The organism is Demequina zhanjiangensis (assembly GCF_030418315.1).
In the GTDB taxonomy this organism is placed as follows: Bacteria; Actinomycetota; Actinomycetes; order Actinomycetales; family Demequinaceae; genus Demequina; species Demequina zhanjiangensis.
In genome coordinates, this window is the sequence record NZ_JAUHPV010000001.1 from 539,243 (window position 1) to 559,720 (window position 20,478).

17 protein-coding genes are annotated in these 20,478 nt (G+C 70.5%); 7 read left to right on the top strand and 10 right to left on the bottom strand.

What is annotated here, in order from left to right:
* The first annotated feature begins 47 nt into the window (after positions 1-47).
* The 5 genes from QQX04_RS02510 (at position 48) to QQX04_RS02530 (ending at position 4,765) form a co-directional block, all read left to right on the top strand.
* Positions 48-626: a GNAT family N-acetyltransferase gene (locus QQX04_RS02510; RefSeq protein WP_301125921.1), complete on the top strand. Its 579-nt coding sequence runs from the start codon at positions 48-50 to the stop codon at positions 624-626.
* Between the two features lie 66 nt (positions 627-692).
* Positions 693-992 carry an Asp-tRNA(Asn)/Glu-tRNA(Gln) amidotransferase subunit GatC gene (gene gatC / locus QQX04_RS02515; RefSeq protein WP_301125922.1) on the top strand — a complete coding sequence of 100 codons (300 nt, stop codon included), beginning with the start codon at positions 693-695 and terminating at the stop codon, positions 990-992.
* Positions 989-2,518 (top strand): Asp-tRNA(Asn)/Glu-tRNA(Gln) amidotransferase subunit GatA, encoded by a 1,530-nt coding sequence (gene gatA, locus QQX04_RS02520; RefSeq protein ID WP_301125923.1) that lies wholly within the window; start codon positions 989-991, stop codon positions 2,516-2,518. Before gatC ends, gatA begins: the two co-directional genes overlap by 4 nt.
* On the top strand, positions 2,515-4,038 hold the full coding sequence (gene gatB / locus QQX04_RS02525; RefSeq protein ID WP_301125924.1) for an Asp-tRNA(Asn)/Glu-tRNA(Gln) amidotransferase subunit GatB: 1,524 nt from the start codon (positions 2,515-2,517) through the stop codon (positions 4,036-4,038). Before gatA ends, gatB begins: the two co-directional genes overlap by 4 nt.
* A gap of 94 nt (positions 4,039-4,132) precedes the next feature.
* Entirely contained in the window at positions 4,133-4,765 is a 633-nt protein-coding gene (locus QQX04_RS02530) for a polysaccharide deacetylase family protein (RefSeq protein ID WP_301125925.1), read from the top strand.
* A 9-nt stretch (positions 4,766-4,774) separates the two neighbouring features.
* Here QQX04_RS02530 and QQX04_RS02535 read toward each other — a convergent pair whose 3' ends face one another.
* The 6 genes from QQX04_RS02535 to QQX04_RS02560 are packed head-to-tail and all read right to left on the bottom strand — an operon-like array spanning position 4,775 to position 12,999.
* Positions 4,775-6,046: an endo-1,4-beta-xylanase gene (locus QQX04_RS02535; RefSeq protein ID WP_301125926.1), complete on the bottom strand. Its 1,272-nt coding sequence runs from the start codon at positions 6,044-6,046 to the stop codon at positions 4,775-4,777.
* 30 nt (positions 6,047-6,076) lie between these two features.
* Positions 6,077-8,359 carry a beta-xylosidase/alpha-l-arabinosidase gene (locus QQX04_RS02540; RefSeq protein WP_301125927.1) on the bottom strand — a complete coding sequence of 761 codons (2,283 nt, stop codon included), beginning with the start codon at positions 8,357-8,359 and terminating at the stop codon, positions 6,077-6,079.
* Complete coding sequence (locus QQX04_RS02545) at positions 8,356-9,837, bottom strand: glycoside hydrolase family 43 protein (protein WP_301125928.1); 1,482 nt, start codon at positions 9,835-9,837, stop codon at positions 8,356-8,358. Before QQX04_RS02545 ends, QQX04_RS02540 begins: the two co-directional genes overlap by 4 nt.
* A gap of 2 nt (positions 9,838-9,839) precedes the next feature.
* Positions 9,840-10,721: a carbohydrate ABC transporter permease gene (locus tag QQX04_RS02550; RefSeq protein WP_301125930.1), complete on the bottom strand. Its 882-nt coding sequence runs from the start codon at positions 10,719-10,721 to the stop codon at positions 9,840-9,842.
* Between the two features lie 2 nt (positions 10,722-10,723).
* Positions 10,724-11,692, bottom strand: a complete 969-nt coding sequence (locus QQX04_RS02555; RefSeq protein WP_301125932.1) for a carbohydrate ABC transporter permease — start codon at positions 11,690-11,692, stop codon at positions 10,724-10,726.
* A gap of 2 nt (positions 11,693-11,694) precedes the next feature.
* Positions 11,695-12,999: an ABC transporter substrate-binding protein gene (locus QQX04_RS02560; protein ID WP_301125934.1), complete on the bottom strand. Its 1,305-nt coding sequence runs from the start codon at positions 12,997-12,999 to the stop codon at positions 11,695-11,697.
* 123 nt (positions 13,000-13,122) lie between these two features.
* On the opposite strand from QQX04_RS02560, the gene QQX04_RS02565 reads away from it, so the two are divergent.
* Entirely contained in the window at positions 13,123-14,115 is a 993-nt protein-coding gene (locus tag QQX04_RS02565; RefSeq protein WP_301125936.1) for a LacI family DNA-binding transcriptional regulator, read from the top strand.
* Between the two features lie 75 nt (positions 14,116-14,190).
* Complete coding sequence (locus QQX04_RS02570; protein ID WP_301125938.1) at positions 14,191-16,320, top strand: heavy metal translocating P-type ATPase; 2,130 nt, start codon at positions 14,191-14,193, stop codon at positions 16,318-16,320.
* 90 nt (positions 16,321-16,410) lie between these two features.
* On the opposite strand, the gene QQX04_RS02575 is transcribed toward QQX04_RS02570, so the two are convergent.
* The 4 genes from QQX04_RS02575 to QQX04_RS02590 all read right to left on the bottom strand — a co-directional run bounded on the left by QQX04_RS02575 (position 16,411) and on the right by QQX04_RS02590 (position 20,439).
* Complete coding sequence (locus QQX04_RS02575; RefSeq protein WP_301125940.1) at positions 16,411-17,067, bottom strand: thioredoxin-like domain-containing protein; 657 nt, start codon at positions 17,065-17,067, stop codon at positions 16,411-16,413.
* A gap of 190 nt (positions 17,068-17,257) precedes the next feature.
* Positions 17,258-18,601, bottom strand: coding sequence for a M20/M25/M40 family metallo-hydrolase (locus QQX04_RS02580; RefSeq protein WP_301125942.1), 1,344 nt, complete (start codon positions 18,599-18,601; stop codon positions 17,258-17,260).
* A 41-nt stretch (positions 18,602-18,642) separates the two neighbouring features.
* A complete protein-coding gene (locus QQX04_RS02585; protein ID WP_301125944.1) occupies positions 18,643-19,968 on the bottom strand; it encodes an anaerobic C4-dicarboxylate transporter family protein in 1,326 nt (441 codons plus the stop codon).
* 162 nt (positions 19,969-20,130) lie between these two features.
* Positions 20,131-20,439 (bottom strand): hypothetical protein, encoded by a 309-nt coding sequence (locus tag QQX04_RS02590; RefSeq protein ID WP_301125946.1) that lies wholly within the window; start codon positions 20,437-20,439, stop codon positions 20,131-20,133.
* Positions 20,440-20,478 lie beyond the last annotated feature (39 nt).

Here is a 20,478-nt window from a genome sequence, read left to right on the forward strand (position 1 = left end):
GACAACGCAGTCCTCGTGCCTCGACGACCCCGGAGGGAGGCGACCGCATGACCTACACGGTCCGTGCAGTCGAACCGGACGAGACCTCACGTCTCGCGGAGATCGGAGCGCTCACCGCGCTCGCATACCTGTCTGACGGCCTGATCGACCAGTCTCACCCGTATGTCCCGCAACTACGAGACGCGCAGACGCGCGCCTCCGAGGCGATCCTGCTCATGCTCGCCGACGGCGAGCGCGGAGAGGGCTCGGCCGTGGGCACGATCACGCTGGTACCGCCGGGCAGCCGCTTCACCGAGCTGGCGCAGGACGGCGAGTACGAGCTGCGGATGCTCGCGGTGTCCCCCCTCGAGCGGGGGCGAGGCCTCGGGCGCGCGCTCGCCCAGGCCGCGCTCGACATGGCCGTGGAGCGGGGGGCCTCGCGCGTGGTGCTGTCCACGCTGGACACCATGCACGCCGCGCATCGCCTGTACGAGGCGATGGGCTTCGTCCGACGCGAGGACCTCGACTGGGTGGCCGACGACACGACGGCCGAGCGGATGACGCCCGAGGAGGCCGCACGCCGCGCAGACGACGTCACGGCGCCGCCTGTGACGCACCGCTTGCTCGGCTACTCCTGGGAGCCGTGAGCAGGGACGCCACCGCGCCCGCGAGACGCCCCCACGGCCCTCCGATCCGCCACTAGACTGGCGGCCATGTCATCCCTCGAACGCTCTGACGTGGCGCGGCTGGCCGCGCTCGCGCGCATCGACATGACGGACGACGACCTGGACCGCCTGTCCGGTCAGCTGTCCGCCATCGTCGACGCCGTGGCCAAGGTCGCCGAGGTCGCAGGCACCGACGTGCCCGCCACCTCCCACCCCATCCCGATGTCGAATGTGCACCGCCCGGACGAGGTGAGGCCCTCGCTGCCGCAGGACCGTGCGCTCGCCGCCGCTCCCGAGGCTGAGGACGGCCGCTTCCGCGTCCCGCAGATCCTGGGGGAGGAGGCATGACCACCGTGGACTGGACCCGCAAGACCGCAGCCCAGATGGCCGCCGCCCTGAAGGCCGGCGAGGTGACGAGCGTCGAGCTCACGCAGGCGCACCTCGACCGCATCGCTGCCGTCGACGGCCCTGTGCACGCGTTCCTGCACCTCGACCCCGAGGGCGCGCTCGAGACCGCCCGCAAGGTGGACGAGGACCGCGCCGCAGGCGTCGAGCTGCCCGCGCTCGCGGGTGTGCCCGTCGCGGTGAAGGACGTGCTCGTCACCGAAGGCCTGCCGACCACGGCAGGCTCCAGGATCCTCGAGGGCTGGATCCCGCCGTACGACTCGACGGTGTCCGCGAACCTCAAGGCCGCGCGCATGCCGATCCTGGGCAAGACCAACATGGACGAGTTCGCCATGGGCTCGTCCACCGAGCACTCCGGCTACGGTCCCACGCACAACCCGTGGGATCTGGACCGCATCCCCGGCGGCTCCGGCGGTGGCTCGGCTGCGGCGCTCGCAGCCTTCGAGGCCCCGCTCGCGATCGGCTCGGACACGGGTGGCTCCATCCGCCAGCCCGCGTCGGTGACCGCGACCGTGGGCGTCAAGCCCACCTACGGCGGCGTGTCCCGCTACGGCGCGATCGCGCTCGCCTCCTCGCTCGACCAGCTGGGCCCGTGCGGCCGCACCGTGCTGGACACGGCGATGCTCCACGAGGTCATGGGTGGCCACGACGAGAAGGACGCGACCAGCCTCGACGAGCCGGTGCCGGCGTGCGTCGACGCCGCGATGCAGGGCGCGACCAAGGACCTCACGGGTGTGAAGGTCGGCGTCATCAAGGAGCTCTCCGGTTCATCCGACGACGGTGGCGAGGGCTACCAGGCAGGGGTGAAGCAGCGCTTCGAGGAGAGCCTCGAGCGGCTCAAGGCGATGGGCGCCGAGATCGTCGAGGTCTCGTGCCCGTCCTTCGAGTACGCGCTCGCCGCGTACTACCTGATCCTCCCGTCGGAGGCATCGTCGAACCTTGCCAAGTTCGACTCCGTCCGCTTCGGCCTCCGCGTCGAGAAGGACACGGTGGAGAAGACGATGCTTGCGACCCGCGCCGAGGGCTTCGGCGACGAGGCGAAGCGCCGCATCATCCTCGGCACCTATGCGCTCTCCGCCGGCTACTACGACGCCTACTACGGCTCGGCCCAGAAGGTCCGCACGCTGATCCAGCGTGACTTCGCGGCGGCCTTCGAGCAGGCCGACGTGCTGGTCTCGCCCACGACGCCCACGACGCCGTTCAAGTTGGGCGAGCGTCTCGACGATCCGCTGGCGATGTACCTCAACGACGTGGCGACGATCCCCGCGAACCTTGCGGGCATCCCGGGCATGTCGCTTCCCTCGGGCCTCGCGCCTGAGGACGGGCTGCCCGTCGGGTTCCAGATCCTCGCGCCTGCGCACGAGGACGCCCGCCTGTACCGCGTCGGCGCCGCCCTTGAGGCGTCGCTGACCGAGGAGTGGGGTGGCGCGTTGAGCGCGCAGGCCCCCGAGCTGGAGGTGGCAGGATGACCGCGGCGCGCGTCAGCTACGACGAGGCGATGGAGGACTTCGACCCGGTCTTCGGCATCGAGGTCCACGTCGAGCTCAACACGAAGACCAAGATGTTCTGCGGCTGCGCCAACGAGTTCGGCGCCGAGCCGAACACGCAGGTGTGCCCCGTGTGCCTGGGACTTCCCGGCTCGATGCCGGTGACGAACGAGAAGGCCGTCGAGTCCGCGATCCGTCTGGGTCTCGCGCTCGGCTGCTCGATCCGTGAGTCCAGCCGCTTCGCCCGGAAGAACTACTTCTACCCGGACCTCGCGAAGGACTACCAGATCTCGCAGTATGACGAGCCGACCTGCTACGAGGGCTCGCTGGACGTCGTCCTTGACGACGGGACCGTCGTGGAGATCGGGATCGAGCGCGCCCACATGGAGGAGGACGCCGGGAAGAACACCCACGTGGGTGGCTCCGGCGGCATCCAGGGCGCCTCGCACTCGCTCGTCGACTACAACCGCGGCGGCGTGCCACTTGTGGAGATCGTGACCAAGCCGATCACCGGCATGGGGGAGCGGACGGCGGAGGTCGCCCGCGCCTACGTGGCCACGATCCGTGACATCGTGCGTGCGCTCGGCATCTCGGACGGCCGCATGGACCAGGGCTCGGTGCGTGCGGACGTGAACCTGTCGCTGCGCGCGAAGGCTCCGGCAGGCGAGGATCAGGACGCGGTGCCGTTCGGCAAGCGCTCCGAGACGAAGAACGTGAACTCGCTGCGTGCGATCGAGCGTGCCATCCACTTCGAGGCGGGCCGCCAGGCTGCGCTGCTGTCCGACGGCAAGCCCGTGGTCCAGGAGACCCGTCACTGGCACGAGGACACCGAGGAGACGACGCCGGGTCGCTCCAAGGAGGAGGCCGAGGACTACCGGTACTTCCCGGAGCCCGACCTGCTGCCCGTCGAGCCGTCGCGCGAGTGGGTCGAGGAGCTGCGGGGCACCATCCCCGAGCACCCCGCCAAGCAGCGTGCGCGCCTCAAGGACGAGTGGGGCTTCTCCGACCTCGAGATGCGCGACGTGGTCGCCGCGGATGCGGTGCCCGTGCTGATCGCCACCGTCGAGGCGGGCGCTACGCCGCAGGCGGCGCGCAAGTGGTGGATGGGCGAGCTCGCTCGCGTCGCCAACGACCAGGGCGTCTCGCTCGACGAGCTCTCGGTCACGCCGGCCGAGGTGGCGGAGCTCCAGTCGCTCGTCGACTCGGGTCGCATCAACGACAAGCTGGCCCGTCAGGCGCTCCAGGGCGTGCTCGCGGGCGAAGGGTCGCCGACGGCGGTCGTCGAGGCGCGAGGTCTCGAGGTCGTCTCCGATGACTCGGCGCTCGAGAAGGCCGTGGACGAGGCGCTCGCCGCTCAGCCGGATGTGCTGCAGAAGATCCAGGACGGCAAGGTCCAGGCGGCCGGCGCGATCGTCGGGGCGGTCATGAAGGCCACGCGTGGACAGGCAGACGCAGGTCGCGTGCGGGAGATCATCCTGCAGCGCGCAGGCGTCGAGGGCTGACCCGTCCCATGCGAGCGGGTCACTCAGCGTCGCTTCCAGCGCCGCTGCCCGGCTTCCGGGTCGCTCAGCGCCGGACGCCGAGGATGATCCGCACGTGACTGCACCGCTCACGACCGAGCCCCTCGCCTTCGCAGAAGGCGAGGGGCTCGTCTGCGCTCTCACCGTGGACGATGGCCCGAGCGCTGAGGACACGCCCGCGCTGCTCGACGGTCTCGCGGCGCGAGGCGTGCGCGCTGTCTTCGCGGTGATCGGGGAGCAGATCCAGGCGCCGGGTGGTGCCGCGCTGCTGCGCCGGATCGTGGCCGAGGGTCATGTGCTCTGCAACCACAGCACGTCGTTCGCGGACATGGGGGCCTGGGACGCCGACGCTGTCCGCGCCGACATGCGCCGCAACCTCGAGATCATCCGGGAGGCGCTGGGCGATCCCCACGCCGACGTGCCGTACTGGCGCGCGCCCAACGGCTCGTGGGGCGTCACCGCGCAGGTCGCCGTCGAGCTCGGCATGCAGCCGCTTGCGGTCGTCAACGTCATCTTCGATTGGGAGGACCAGGACCCCGAGCTGCTCTCCGCGCGGCTCCGCGACGCGATGAGGCCCGGCGAGGTGGTGCTGGTCCACGACGGTCCTGAGGGACGCGCCGGCACGGTCGAGGCTGTGCTGCGGGTGATCGACGAGCGGCGCGCGGAGGGCTGGCGATTCACCCTGCCCGCGGCGCGAACGGTTCGGTAGCGAAGAGGGTCAGGCGACGGCGGGCCCGAGGCGCGCCTGCGCCTGCGTGTGTCCGCCTCGCGGCACCATCACCGCCGATTCCTGCCCGCCCGCAGTGAGTCGGTAGCCGCCCGCGAAGCCGTGGACATGGAGCTCTCCGGCGGAGTTGGCACGCATCGTGGTGGGTTTCATCCACCACTCGCCCTTGATAAGCCTCAGCAATGCATCGTACGAGGGCTTCGCGCTGCCGTCAGCGCGCACGAGCCCGGCGGGCGCGCCCAGCCAGGCGCCCTCGTCGGTCAATCCCCAGTAGGTGAGCGACTCCACGGCGGAATGCGAGACGACGGTCCTGTAGTGCCGCACGATCTCCTCGGCCTGACGCCCCTCGCCTTCGGGCGTGGAGGGCCAGGAGGGCACCTGGAAGTCGTTGAGGTCCACGATCTCGGGCGGCATCAGGTCGCCTGAGACGAGCGTCGTCTCCGTCATCTGCACCGGGAGCCCGAATCGCCCGAACCGCTCGAGGATCTCCCAGACCTGCTCCTCCCCACGGAACCCCTGATGCATGTGCGTCTGGACGCCGATCGCGTCGATCGTGACTCCCGCCTCCAGGCACTCCTCGATCAGGTGCTCGTAGTCGGCGGACAGGTCGAAGTCGTTGAGCACCAGGCGAGCGTCGGGATTGCCCGCGCGCGCCGAGTCGAAGGCGAGCCTGACCATCTCGACCCGCCCGCGGAGGCGCGCGAGGTTCGTGACGGCGTTCTCCTCAGCGGTGAAGACGGGCAGGATGACGGCCTCGTTGATGGCGTCCCAAAGGTCCACCGCACCAGCGAAGTCCCTGGTCTCCCGCGCGATGCGAGCACGCATGACGCGCTCGGCCTCCTCGGGCGGCAGGTCGAGAAGCCAGGTGGGCGCGAGCGTGTGCCACAGCAGCGGGTGGCCCTTGACGGCGACGCCCCTGCCCGCGAACCACTGCGCGGCGGCGAGCATCCGGGCGGTGTGCGGGCGCCCCGGGGCTGGCTCGAACCCCCGCCAGTAGAAGGGGAGCGTGGTCGTGTTGAACAGGTCCAGGTAGAGGTCTGCGAGATGCCGGGCGGAGGACAGGCTCGCGCCGCCGAACACCTCGGTGCGATCGTCGTCGTCGCCGTTCGCCAGCCCGATCAGGTCGAACCCGATGTTGCCGAACCCGAAGGAATGGCTGGTCTGCTCGACGACGACGTCCGTGTCCCGCAGTGGTGAGCCGTCCGCCGCCCTCACCGTCACGGAGGCGATGCCGCGGCGGTGCTCCAGGTCGCCGACGCTCACGAGCCGGCCTCCCTCACGAGACGGTCACGCTCACGCGCCGACGACGCGCGCCGAGCTGAGCCTCGCGTCGGCTCCGGTGATCGGGTGGACGTCGCCGGTGAGCTCGAGGACGGTCTGGGCCTCCCGGTCCCGCGCGGTGCCGGTCCACAGCTCCACCGTCCCGGGCTCGACGACGCGTGTGTAGGAGCGATCCGAGAAGGCGAGTCGCGTCGTGGGGACCGTGAGCTCGACGGTGACGGAGCCGCCCGCGGGGACCTGGACCCTCGCGAACCCGAGCAGCTGGGCGACGGGGCGCGTGACGGACGCGAGCACGTCGCGACCGTAGAGCTGGACCACCTCGTCGCCGTCCCTGTCTCCCGTGTTGGCGACGGTCACGCGGGCCACGATCGCGCCGTCGGTCGGGGCGTCGTCGGCGGTGAGATCGGTGTGCGTGAACGACGTGTAGGACAGGCCGTGCCCGAACGAGGCGGCAGGCGCGCTGGAGAGGTTGGTGACGTCGCTGTCGCCTCCCAGGTGGGGGTGCAGGTAGGTGTAGGGCTGCGCGCCGGACGAGCGGGGGAGCGAGAACGGCAGCCTGCCGGACGGGTTCACCCGGCCGGTGAGCACGCTGGTGACCGCGGCGGCGCCCTCCTCGCCGGGGAAGAAGGTCTGGACGACGGCGGCGCACCGGTCGAGCGCCCAGCTCACCGCGTACGGTCGGCCGGTCATGAGGACGAGGACGACGGGGGTGCCCGTCGCGAGCACCGCCTCCACGAGCTCGCGCTGGACGCCCGGGAGCTCGAGGTCGTCGCGGTCGCAGCCCTCGCCCGAGGTGCCTCGACCGAACAGGCCGGCGTGATCGCCCATGACCATGATCGCGACGTCGGACTCTGAGGCAAGAGTGACAGCCTCATCGAACCCGGAGCGGTCGTCATCGTCGACGGCGCACCCGCGCGCAGGCGTCACGGTGCCTGCGAGCGCGGCGTCGAGCGCCTCGAGCACCGTGGGCGCCTCGAATCCGAGCTCCACGCCGGGCCGCTGCGCGAGCACGTGGTTCGCGAAGGAGTAGCAGCCGAAGAGCGCGGCGAAGCGGTCGGCGTTCGGGCCGATGACGCTGACGCGGGCGGTGGCGTCGGTCGGGTCGAGCGGGAGCGTGCCGTCGTTCGCGACGAGCACGACGGACTCCTCGGCGAGCCGGCGTGCGACATCGCGGTGGGCGGGGGAGTCGAGGTCGACGCCCGTGGGCGAGGGGCCCTCGAACGTCTCGTCCAGGAGCCCGAGCCTCTCCTTCTGCGCGAGCGCACGGGCGACCGCGCGATCCACGAGGGACTCAGGGACGGCTCCGGACTCGACGGCGGCCTTGAGCGGCGCAAGGTAGGCGTCGCCCGTCGGCAGCTCGATGTCGACACCCGCTGCGAGCGCCTGGGCGGCGGCGTCTCCGAGGTCGGCGGCGATGCCGTGCAGCAGCTGGAGGAAGGCGACGCCGAAGTAGTCGGCCACGACCACTCCGTCGAATCCCCACTCGTCACGGAGGACTCCGGTGAGGAGCGCGTCGTCCGCGGCGACGGGAAGCCCGTCGATCTCCGCGTACGAATGCATGACCGAGTGCACGCCGCCGTCGCGGACAGCCATCTCGAAGGGCACGAGCAGCTGGTCCTGGAGCTCGCGTCGGCCCGCGTGGACGGGGGCGAAGTTGCGTCCCGACTGGGAGGCCGAGTACCCGACGAAGTGCTTGAGGGTGGCATCCACCCCTGCTGACTGGATGCCCTTGACGTAGCCGGTGCCGATCGCGCCCACGAGGTACGGGTCCTCGGCGATGCACTCCTCGACGCGCCCCCAGCGGGGGTCGCGGACCACGTCGAGCACGGGGGCCAGCCCCTGGTGGATGCCCAGCTCGTGCATGGACCGCCCGATCAGCGCGCCCATCTCCTCGACGAGCTCAGGGTCGAAGCTCGCGCCCCATGACGGGGGCGCGGGGAAGGTCGCGGCCTTCCATGAGGACAGGCCGGTGAGGCACTCCTCATGGACGAGCGCGGGGATGCCGAGCGGCGTGCCGGTGACGAGCGAGCGTTGGCGCTGCCACAGGTAGGCGGCGCGCTCATCGGTGTCGACGGGGTTGGTGCCGTACACGCGGGTGAGGTGGCCGAGCCCGTGCTCCATGGCGTCGTCGAGCCGTCCGGTGCTCGACAGCTCCCCTTGCAGGGGCGCGACGGAGTCGCCTTCCTCGCCCTCCCAGAAGCCGACGATCTGGGCGAGCTTCTCGTCGAGGGTCATGCGCGACATCAGAGCCTGCACCTTGGTGGAGCGTGCGGTCGTGTCGTCGATGGCGGTCATTCGTCTCCTCCTGAGGAAGGCGCTGCGGTGCGTGAGGTGAAGCGGTAGTCGAGCACGCGGGCGCCGGCGCGGGTCGCGGAGGGGCCGGCGGTCAGGCCGACGAATCCTGCGGTGCGGGCGGCGCACATGTGCGTGAGGGGGACTCGGGCGAGGACGGTTCCGTCGACGTCGACGGTCGCCTCGGTGCCCGCAAGGTTGAGGGTGATCAGGGCGCGGTCGGCGGCGCCTCCGCGTGCCTCCTCGTGGACCGCGCCGCCTTCGAGGACGCGGACCGTCGCGGTGCCTCCGACGATGTCCACGCGGAGGCAGTCGTCGTCGGAGTGGCGCAGCAGCAGGCCGGCCCCGTCGCTGACGAGCGCCTCGATCGTGGCGTCGAGCGTGGTGACGCGGTGGAGCAGGGCGCCGGGGGCGGTGAAGGTGAGCCCATCGTCGCCTGGAGAGGCGACCTGCTGCGGCAGCCGGCGCGCGGCGATCCAGCGGACGTCGAGGCCGCGGGTGAAGGTGTCGTGGAAGCTGTGGGGCCGTCGCACGGGGTGTCCCGCCGGAGTCGGTGGGTCGAGCTCCAGCATGCCGACGCTGGGCGCGAGCACGGGCCAGCCCTCCTCCCAGGTGACGGGCGCGAGGAAGGTCTCGCGGCCGAGGAGGTCGGCGCCGTCCACGGGGCGGCTCGCCAGGAGGAGCGCCCACGTGGAGCCGTCGGCGAGCTCGACAAGGTCCGCGTGCCCGACGTTGGTGACGGGGAAGTCCGAGCCCAGATGGCGGTGGGTGAGCACGGGGTTGCCTGGATTGCCGACGTAGGGGCCGGTGACGTCGTCGGCCCTGGCGACGCACACCGCATGGTGGTGCGCGGTGCCGCCCTCCGCGGCGAGCAGCAGGTACCCGTCGTCCCTGCCGTACAGGTGCGGTCCCTCCGCCCAGATCGCTCCCTTGAGCGCTCCGGTCCAGATCACGGTCTCCGCACCGACGGGTGTCAGCGTGGCTGTGTCGAAGCGGCGCACCCAGACCTCGGTCTGATCATGATGCGTGGGCTCGGCGGCGAGCCGGGTGCCCATGCACCACGCGTCGTCCCCGTCGAAGAGCAGCGACGGGTCGATGCCCGCGACGCCGTCCCACCACACCGGGTCCGACCACGGCCCCGCGGGGTCGTCGGCGACGCACACGAAGTGCCCCTCGCGGGAGTCACCGCCGACGACGGTGCAGACCACGTAGAAGCGCTCGCCGTCGTGTCGGATCGTCGGGGCGTACAGCCCGCGCGAGTCGGCCACGCCGCTCAGGTCGAGCATGCCTTCGCGATCGATGACATGCCCGACCGGCTCCCACGTCACCAGGTCCTTCGAGCGGTGCACGGGCAGGCCCGGCAGGTACTCGAAGGTGGAGGTGACGAGGTACGTCCACTCGCCCACCCGGCAGACGGAGGGGTCGGGGTGGAAGCCCGGCAGCACGGGATTCGTGCCCCCGGGATGCCATGCGGAGGTCATGGTCAGCCCTTCACCGCACCCGAGAGGCCCGACACGATGTGGCGTTCCATCATCGTGAAGAAGATCAGCGCGGGCAGCATCGCCAGGGAGGTGAAGGCGAGCACGGCCGCCGTGTCCTGCGAGTACTGCGTGGAGAACACCTGCACTCCCAGCGGCAGCGTGAACGACGACGGGTCCCCGCCGAGCATCAGCAGCGGCAGCAGATAGGCGTTCCAGCTCGTGACGAACGCGAGCACTCCGACCGTCACCAGCCCGGGCCCAGACAATGGCAGGAGGATCCTCCAGAAGAAGCCGAAGCGGGTCGCGCCGTCGATGAAGGAGGCCTCCTCGAGCTCGTTCGGGATCGCCTTGAGGAACGGCACCAGGATGATCACGGTCATCGGCAGCGCGAACGCGACCTGCGGGATCAGGACGCTGAGCAGCGAGCCGTCCAGCCCCATGTTCCGCAGCATCAGGTACAGCGGCAGGATCGCCACGGTGAGCGGGAACAGCAGCCCTGCGGTGAAGAGCGAGTACAGGGCCTGGCGGCCGCGGAACTCGTAGCGTGCGATCACGAACGCGGCCATCACGCCCAGCAGGACCACGCCGAGCGTGGTGCCGAGCGAGACGAGCGTCGAGTTGAGGACCTGCTGCCAGAAGGCGCCCGAGGTGAGCACGGTCCGGTAGTTGTCGAGCGTCGCGGGGTCGGGGAGGCCGGCGGGGTCGTTGTTCAGCTGGGCGGTGGTGCGGAAGCCTCCCAGGATCACGTAGCCCACAGGGGCGACGGCCACACCGACGACCACGAGCGCGATCAGGTAGACGAACGGCTGGCTCCAGCGGACCTTGCGGCGCTGCTGGGCGGTGCCGGCGTCGGGTGAGGAGGTGCGTGACGAGGTGACGGTCATGATCAGGACGCTCCTGTCGTGACGGCGCCTTCGAGGTCCCTGCGCATGACGGTGCGCTGGTAGACGAGGGCGATGGCCAGCGAGATGAAGAAGAGGATGACGGCCACGGCGCTTCCGTAGCCCAGCTGGGAGCGCTGGAAGCCGAACTGCATCATGTAGGTCGCCATGGTGGAGGTGGCGTTCGCGGGCCCGCCGCCCGTGAGGATCCAGACCATGTCGAACAGCTGGAGCGAGCCGATGATCGACAGGAACGCCCAGATGCGGATGGTGGGTCCCAGCAGGGGGATCGTGATGTGGCGCTGGATCTGCCACCAGGTGGCGCCGTCGATCTGTGCGGCCTCGGTGAGCTCGGGCGGGACTCCTTGCAGTCCGGCGAGGAAGAGCACGATCGCGAGCCCGATGTACTTCCAGGAGAGGATCGCGAACAGGGTCCACATCGCGATGCTCGTGTCGGCGAGCCACAGCTGGGCGGCCGAGCCCAGGCCGAGCGATTCGAGCATGGAGTCGAACGCGCCGTCGGGCTGCAGGATGAGCCGCCAGGCGAGCGCCGCGATGACCTCGCTCAGCACGTACGGCACGAAGATGGCGAGCCGAAGGAACGTGCGCCCGCGCATCGGGCGGTTGAGCAGCAGCGCGATGCCGATGGCGAGCGGCCCCTGCACGAGCAGCGACGCCACCATGATGATCAGGTTGTGGACGATCGAGTTGAGGAAGACCGAGTCGGTGAGCGCCCTCGCGTAGTTGTCGAACCCGATGAAGTCCTCGAGGGGGCCGTAGCCGTTCCAGTTGAAGACGCTGTAGTAGGCCGCGAGGCCCACGGGCACGAACACGAAGGTCAGGTAGACGAGCAGCGCCGGGCCGGCGAAGACCGTGATCTCGATCCACTTGCGCCAGGACGCCCGACGCGGGGCGGCGGGGGCCGGGCCCGCGGAGATCTCCGCAGGCCCGGCCTCGATGGTGGTGACTGCCATGGCTACTGGTTCGCCGCCGCGTCCTGCATGCCCTGGACGATGTCCTCGGGGCTTGCCTGGCCGGCGAACATGTTCGTGATGCCGTCGTTCATGGCACCGCCGACGTTCGGACCGTAGGCCGTGTCGAGCCACATCTGGGTGTAGGTGGCGGAGTTACGTCCCTCGAGCACCTGCGCGAGGATCGGGTCCACCGCATCCTCCGAGCCCATCGTCACCGGCACGCCGGCTCCGGTCTCGCCGAAGGCGATCTGGTTGTCGACCGAGGAGATGAACCTCAGCAGGTCGACGCACTCGGGCGGAGCGCCTGCGGAGCAGGAGAATCCGTCTCCGCCGCCCAGCACCGCGGTGGGGTCGCCTGCCGAGCCTGGGATGGACGGGAAGTTGAACCAGCCGAGGAACTCGGGGATCTCGCCGGACTCGGTGAGGCCTCCCATGACGCCCGGGTTCCAGTGGCCCATGAGCTCCATCGCGGCGTTGCCGTTGGCGAGCAGACCGGCCGAGGATCCTGCGCCCTGCTGGGCGGAGGTGGCGAGGTAGCCCTCCTGGAACGGCTCCGAGTCGAGGAACTCCTGGAGCATGGTGCCGGCGTCCACGAAGCATGGGTCGTCGAACACGAGGTTCGCCTGAGCGGCCTCGAGCGTGGCAGGAGAGCAGGCCTTGAGCGCGAAGTTGTACCAGTAGTGCGCGGCGGGCCACGAGTCGCCTGCGCCGACGGCGATGGGCGTGATGTCGGCGGCCTTGAGCGCGTCGATCGCGTCGTACAGGTCGTCGAGCGTCTCGGGCGTCTCGGTGATGCCCGCCTGGTCGAAGAGCTCCGTGTTGTACCAGAAGCCCTCGATGCCGAACGAGAACGGGAGGCCGTAGGTCTTGCCGTCGATCTGCCAGGGGCTGACGGCGGCGATGCCGTCGACGATGTCGGCGACATCGTCGGTGACGTCCATGATGTAGCCGGCCTCGACCTGGGCGGCGAGCTCGCCCGCGCCCCACTGCTGGAAGAGGTCCGGCGGGTCGTTGGACCGCAGGGCGTTCGGGATGAGCGTCCGCTGCAGCTCCTCGTTCTGGTACGCCTGCACGTCCACTGTGACGTTCGGGTTCTCCGCCATGAAGGCGTCGGCGACGGACTGCCAGTAACCGTTGAGAGGCTCTCCTGTGCCGTTGTGCCACCACGTGAGGGTGACCTGGGCGTCCCCGCCTCCGTCGCTGCCGCTGGCAGCCGGGTCCTCGGATTCGCCCGAGCAGGCGGCGAGGAGCAGTGCCGTGGAGGTGAGCGCGGCGATGCCTGCCGCGAGGCGTCGTGAATGCGCCATGGTGTTCCTTTCAGTCTTCTTTGACGTGAACCGGCAACCCCGAGTCTCGACGGGGGACCGGGTGTCGTCAAACGTTTTCAATAACGTTTTCGTTTTCGTGACATCACCGTTATAGTTCGAGTCATGGAAGCTGAGGGAAGGGTCAAGCTCGCCGACGTCGCCGCGCTCGCCGGGGTGTCGATCGCGACCGTCTCGAAGGTGGTCAACGGTCGCTACGGCGTCGGATCGCACACCATCGCGCGCGTGCAGCGGGCCGTCGACGAGCTGGGCTATGTGCCGAACCTCTCGGCCTCGGGTCTGCGAAGCAAGAGCACCGGAGTGCTCGGCTTCCTCGTGGCCGACTTCGAGCCCTACGCCGCGGAGCTCCTCAAGGGCGCCGCGCGCGCGGCGCATGGCTCCGACTACGAGCTGCTCGCGCACGCGGGAGGCTGGTCCCAAGGGTGGGAGCGCAAGTCGCTCGGCCGGCTCGGCGGGACGCTCGTCGATGGCGCCGTCATGGCCACGCCCACCGTCCAGCACGCCGCGACCTCGGTGCCCGTCGTCGCCGTCGACCCTCACTACGGCCCCAACCAGGGGCCCACCATCGACTCCGACAGCTTCGCCGGGGCGCGCGAGGGGACCGCCCACCTCATCGGGCTCGGCCACCGCCGCATCGGCTTCATCGGAGGGCGCAAGGACCTCGGCACGTCGCGGTTGCGCGAGGCCGGCTTCCGCGCCGCGATGGAGGATGCGGGCCTGCCCGTGGACGACTCGCTCGTGGTCTACGCACGCTACGAGCCCAAGCTCGCAGGCGAGGCGGCGCGCGCGCTGCTCGCGCAGCCTGAGCCGCCCACCGCCCTCTTCGTCTCCAACGACGTGATGGCGCTGCGCGTGATCGAGGTCGCGGAGGAGAACGGGGTGCTGGTGCCCGAGCGCCTCTCGGTGATCGGCTTCGACGACGTGCCCGAGGCGTCGATGCTGCCCAGGGGGCTCACCACGGTGCGCCAGCCGCTCCAGGCGATGGGCTTCGCCGCCATGGAGATGCTGCTGAGGATCCTCGCCGGCCGTGACGGCGCCGACCATGTGCGCATGCCGACCGAGCTCGTGGTGCGCGGCACGACCGCGCAGGCGCCCTGACCTCCGCAAGGGTCTTGACCTTCCAGCGGGATGGAATCTCTAGCCTGGTGGCGTTGACGCAACCAGGAGGTTCTCATGACTCACGACATGGCGCACGGCGCCAGCTCCGCGCAGGACGCGGAGGAGCGCACGGAGCAGTCAGGGCACGGTGAGCATGCCGGTCGCGATGACCGCGGCGACCACGACAGCGGTCACGACGCCCACGGCGACCACGGCGGCGCCCACGCGGGCCACACCGATCACTCAGGCCACGCCGAGATGTTCCGGCGCTACTTCTGGGGCAACCTGATCCTCGCGGTGCCCGTCATCGCGTTCTCCACCACGGTCGAGGGGTGGTTCGGCTACGACCTGCCGCTGAGCGGCTGGATCCCGCCGATCCTGGGAACGGTCATCTTCGCGTGGGGCGGCCGCCCGTTCCTGAGCATGGCCTGGCGGGATGAGATCCGTGACCGACGCCCGGGCATGATGACGCTGATCTCGCTCGCGATCACGGTCGCGTTCGGAGCCTCCGTGGCGACGACGCTCGGCTTCGCCGACCTCGACTTCTGGTGGGAGCTCGCGACGCTGATCGTGGTGATGCTGCTGGGCCACTGGCAGGAGATGAAGGCGGTCGGGCAGGCGCAGGGCGCGCTTCAGGCGCTCGCGGAGCTGCTTCCCGACGACGCCGAGCGCGTGACGGACAGCGGCACCGAGCATGTCTCGGTGTCGGATCTTGCCGAGGGCGACACCGTCGTGGTGCGCCCAGGGGGTCGCGTTCCGGCGGACGGTGACATCGCCTCCGGCGAGGCCAGCATGGACGAGTCGATGGTGACGGGGGAGTCGGCGCCCGTGAGGCGAGGCGAGGGCGACCGCGTGGTCGCCGGCACCGTCGCCACCGACGGGTCGCTGCGCGTGACCGTCACGGCGATCGGCGACGACACGGCGCTCGCGGGCATCCAGCGCATGGTGACCGAGGCTCAGGAGTCGCGCTCGGGGACGCGCAGGCTTGCGGATCGTGCCGCCGCCTGGCTCTTCTACATCGCACTCGCTGCGGCCGTGCTGACGTTCTTGGTGCACCTTGTGATGGGCGAGCCCGGAACGGGCCTGGTCCGCGCCGTCTCGGTGCTCGTGGTGGCCTGCCCTCACGCGCTCGGACTGGCGATCCCGCTCGTGGTCGCGATCTCGACGTCCGTCTCCGCCAAGCAGGGAATCCTGATCAAGGATGCCGGCGCGCTCGAGCAGATGCGCCAGATCGACGCCGTGCTGTTCGACAAGACCGGCACGCTGACCGAGGGGACGCACAGGCTGACCGACACCGCCGTCGTCGACGGCTGGGACGAGGCACGCATGCTGGCGCTCGCCGCGGCCGTCGAGTCCGACTCGGAGCACCCCGTCGGACGCGCGGTGGTGGAGGCGGCGCATGAGGCCGAGGCGGAGGTGCCGGCGGCCTCGGACGTGGAGACGCTGCCAGGGCGCGGAGTGCGCGCGACGGTTGACGGTGACCGGGTGGCCGTGGGCGGCCCCGCCCTGCTCGAGGAGCTCGGCGTCTCGGAGCCCGAGGGGCTCTCTGAGGCCGCTCAGGGCTGGCGCGAGGGCGGTGGCGCCGTGCTGTACGTGATCGTCGGGGACGAGGTGGTCGGTGCTTTCACCACGGCCGACCCGATCCGCGAGGAGTCGCGTGCGGCGGTCGATGCGCTCCATGCGCGCGGAGTGTCCGTGGCGCTCCTCACCGGCGACTCGCGCGCGGTGGCGGACTCGGTCGCAGGCGAGCTCGGCATCGACGAGGTCTTCGCGGAGGTGCTGCCTGAGGACAAGGACAAGGCGGTGGGTGACCTGCAGGACAAGGGACGCCGCGTCGCGATGGTCGGCGACGGCGTGAACGACGCCCCTGCGCTCGCCCGCGCCGATGTGGGGGTGGCGATCGGCGCCGGCACGGATGTGGCGATGGAGGCCGCGGGGCTGGTGCTCGCGTCGTCCGATCCGAGGGGCGTGCTCGGCGCGATCGCGCTGTCCAAGGCGACGTATCGCAAGATGCGTCAGAACCTGGCGTGGGCGACGGGCTACAACGTGATCGCCATCCCGGTGGCGGCGGGTGTGCTGGCTCCGATCGGCATCACCATGCCGCCCGCGATCGCGGCGGTGGCGATGAGCCTGTCGACGATCATCGTCGCGGCGAACGCCCAGCTGCTGCGTCGTGTGAGCCTTGCACCGGACCAGGTGGCCTGACGCGCGAGACGCGCCGAGGCCCGGCCTGCACGTCCCCTCGGGTGAGGGGTGTCGCGCGGGCCGGGCCTCGGCGTCGTGGAGCGGCTGGCGTCAGGCGGGGTTGCCGATTCCGCCCACGCACGAGGCGCCGAGCTCCGGCGTCTGCTCGCCGAGCACGTACTTCGCGAGGAACGTCTCGAGGCGCTCGTCGCTGGTGTCGTCGAGCTCGAGCTGGACGCCCCAGGCGGTGAGGACGATCGGCGCGGCGAGCTCCTCGAAGGGGCTCAGCACCGTGAAGTCGTACGGCGCGACGGCGTCCTCGAGGGCGGCCACCTCGGACTCGGCGAGGCCGGGCATGTAGGTCACCCAGACGGCGCCGTGCTCAAGCGAGTGCACGGCGTTGAAGGTGGGGACCGGCTCGTTGTAGACGCCGCAGTTGAGCCAGACCGGGTCGTGCTCGCCGCCGGTGGGCGGGAGCAGGGTGCCGGGGGCCGACGCCACGGGCTCGGGCAGCGCGGGCACGTGGTTCGCGCTCTGGTCGGGAGTCTCCTCGACGCCCGGGATGGGGGACTCGGCGGCCTCAGCGATCTCGGCCTGATCCTGTGCGGCGCCACCGATCACGACGCCGGCGCCCACGACGAGGCCGGCGACGACGACGCCGACCACGCCCCAGGTGACGACGCGGGTGCGACGCGCCTTGCGCTCCTGCTCCGCGCGGGCCTTCGCAAGCGCGGCCTGCGCCTGCCAGCTCTGCTTCTTCTTTGCCATGGAGACCTCCGGGGTCGGTCGTGGCCGGCGGGGGCTGCCGGCCGATGATGCCACCATGGTAAATGGTTAAACGTACAAGTAAAATTCGTGGAGGGTGAAGGGTTCACTCAGCGTCAGGAAACACCGTGGCCCGCGACCGTCACCTGCGTGGGGCGGCGAGGCAGCGCGTCGGCGCCCCACGCAGGTGACGTCAGCCCTCCGCGAGCTTCTCCAGCAGAAGGACCTGCGCGACGATCATCCGCTCGATCTCCTCGGGGTCCACGCTCTCGTCGGACGCGTGGATGCGCGCCTGCGCCGTGTCCTCGGGCCCCCACAGCACGAACTCAGCGCTGGGGGAGGCATCCTCGAGGGTCTGCAGCAGGGGGATCGAGCCTCCAGAGCCGGCCTCGTCGCACGCCTTGCCGAACGCCTCGGCCATCGCCGCGCGGGCGGCGGCGTAGCCCGGGCCGTCAGTCCTGACGCGGTACGGGGGTGCCGCCTTCATGGGAGTGACCTCCACCTGGGCGCCCCACGGCGCGTGCGACTCGAGGTGCGCGACCAGCGCCGCGAGCTCCTTCTTCGGGTCGCTGCCAGGGACGATGCGCATCGAGATCTTGGCGCTCGCCTGAGGGTGGATCACGTTGGAGGAGTCGGCGATGCTCGTGGTGTCGATGCCGATCGCGTTGATCGAGGGCTTGGCCCACAGCCGGTCCGCGACGGTGCCGGTGCCGATCAGATCGACGCCAGGCAGCATGTCGGCCATGGCGCGGAAGTCGTCCTCGCTCAGGTCCGCGCCCTCCCACGGACCCTTGGTGACGCCGTCGATCGCCACGTCGCCCGCGTCGTCCTGGAGGGTGGTGAGCAGGCGTGCGAGGGCCATCATCGCGTCGGGCGCGGCGCCGCCGAAGACGCCGGAATGCAGCGGGTGCTCAAGGGTGCGGACCGTCACCGTGCACGAGACGTCTCCGCGAAGCGCGGTCGTCATCACCGGGTCGCCCACGCGGATGTTGCCCATGTCGCAGATCACGAACAGGTCGCACTCGAACAGCTCAGGGTTCGTCTCCACGAACTCCTCAAGGTTGCTCTCCGTCTCCTCCATGCCCTCGAGGATCAGACGCAGCGTCACCGGCGGCTTCCCACCGAAGTAGCGCATCATCCCCAGGTGGGTGACCAGGCCGCTCTTGTCGTCCGACGCGCCACGGCCGTAGATGCGGCCGTCCTCCTTGCGGGTGGGGGTCCACGGGTCGGACGTCCACCCCTGCGACTCGAGGGCGGGCTGCACGTCGTAGTGGGCGTAGAGGACGACGGTGGGCGCCCCCTCAGGTCCAGGGATCTCCCCGTAGATCGGCGGGTAGCCGGACGGCACGTCCATGAAGCGCGCATCGGTGAAGCCCGCCATCCGGAACTTCTCGAGCGTCCGCTCCGCCATGCGGTGCACCGGCTCCGCGTCGTAGCCGGGGAACGAGATCGACGGGATCGCGATGAGCTCCTCGAGGTCCGCGACGACGCTCGGCATGAGGGCGTGGACGGTGGCCTTGACGTCGGGTGAGGTCATGGTGGTGCCTTTCGTGAGTCGGGTGGCGCGCAGGGCGCAGGTCAGAAGAACGCTCCGATGATCGAACCTACCGCCACCGTCGTGACGCAGAGGATCAGCATCGGCACGAAGAAGCTGTGGTCCAGCAGCTTGCTGCCGAGCCGTGTGGAGCCGGTCTGGTCGAAGTTCGCGGCCGCGATCTGGGGGCCGTTCGCAGGTAGCGTGTACACGCCTCCGAGCGCCCCCGCCCACATGCCCGTCGCGACGCCGACCGGCAGCCCTGCGGCGAGCCCGATCGGCACGATGGTGCGCGTCGCCGTCGACTGGCTCGTGGTCATGGCCGCCACGAGGAACACGGCGACCGCGAAGATGAAGCGGAAGTCGGTCACCCAGCCGCCGACGGTGGTGACGATGTACTCCTCGTGCGCCTGGATGAACGTCGCGGTGAGCCACGCGATGCCGAACAGGGCGATCGCGGCCGTCATGCCCGCCTTGAACACCGACTGGTCGGGCACCGACGCGACCTTCGGCCTGCCGATCAGGATGATCAGCGCTCCGATCACGAGCATCACCAGCACGATCGTCGTCGTCATGTCCACGCCCGCCGGGCGAAGGTCGGGGAAGATGCCGAACAGCACGATCGCCAGCACTCCCAGGAGGAACACGACCGCCGAGTTCCTTCCCTGCGCCGTGTACGTGAGCTGAGCGGCGGCGGAGGTGCCGTCGCCCCTGTGCTCGCGAGGCGCGAGCCTCCCGTCCGCGATGCGGGCCTGGATCTCCGGGTCGTCGTCCACGTCCTTGCCCATGCGGTTCACCACGAGCGACGTCACGACGATGCCGACGACGCATGCCGGGAAGGTGATCGCCAGGATGCTCGCGAGTCCCAGGTCGTACGGTGCCACGTCGGTGAGGGTGAGCATCGCCGCCATCGCGGCTGACACGGGCGAGGCGGCGAGCGCGATCCCGGATTGCACCACCGTCACGGTGAGCGGCTTCGACGGGCGGATCCCGTTCTTGTAGGCGACGTCGTACACGACCGGCAGGAGCGGGTAGACGATGTTCCCGGTGCCGGCGCCCGCAGTGAACAGGAATGCCGTGAGCGGCGCGATCAGGGTGATCTGCTTGGGCCGCTTCTCGATCACCCTCGCCGCGACCGCGACCATCCAGTCGATGCCGCCGGCCGCCTGCATGAGCGCGGCGCTCGTGACCACGCCCAGGATGATCGCCATGGCGGCGCCCGGCGCGGCGCCTGGCGCCTCTCCGAAGCCGAAGACCAGCACGAAGGTGCCGACGCCGCCCCAGATGCCGACGCCGACGCCGCTCGCACGGGTGCCGAGCACGATCGCGCCGAGCACGACGACGGCTTCGAGCAGGAAGGTGATGCTCATGTCGCGACCCCCAAAGCGTGGGTCGCCATGGACCCCCTGAGCCGACGATACGCGCGGTCCTGGCCGTCGCGCCTGGTGAGAAGGGGCGTGGAGGGGTGAGCGGCCGGGTGGTCCGTGTCCCGGTGCCGACGGGCGCTGCCGCGCGCCGGCGATGCCGCGGCGTCAGCCCAGGTGGAGGATCCGCTGGACGGCGACCAGGACGCCCACGGAGATCGCGGCGGCCGTGATGCCGACCACGACTCCCACCGCGCGCACGGTCCATGCGATCGCGGCGCCCACGGCGCGCAGCCATGCGAGCGGCCCCTTGCGCACACCGGAGGCGGGCAGAGCGTCGTCGGCCGTCGCCGTGTCGTGGGGCGCGTCACCCGTGGGAGCGGTGAAGCGCGGGGGAGTCCCGTCCTCGAGCCGCAGGCGCGAGCTGCTGCGGGGAGGCAGGGTGACGTACTTCTCCTGCAGGCTGATCTGGCTCATGTGAGGTTCCTTCCGAAGCGGTGATATCGGAAGGCTCTC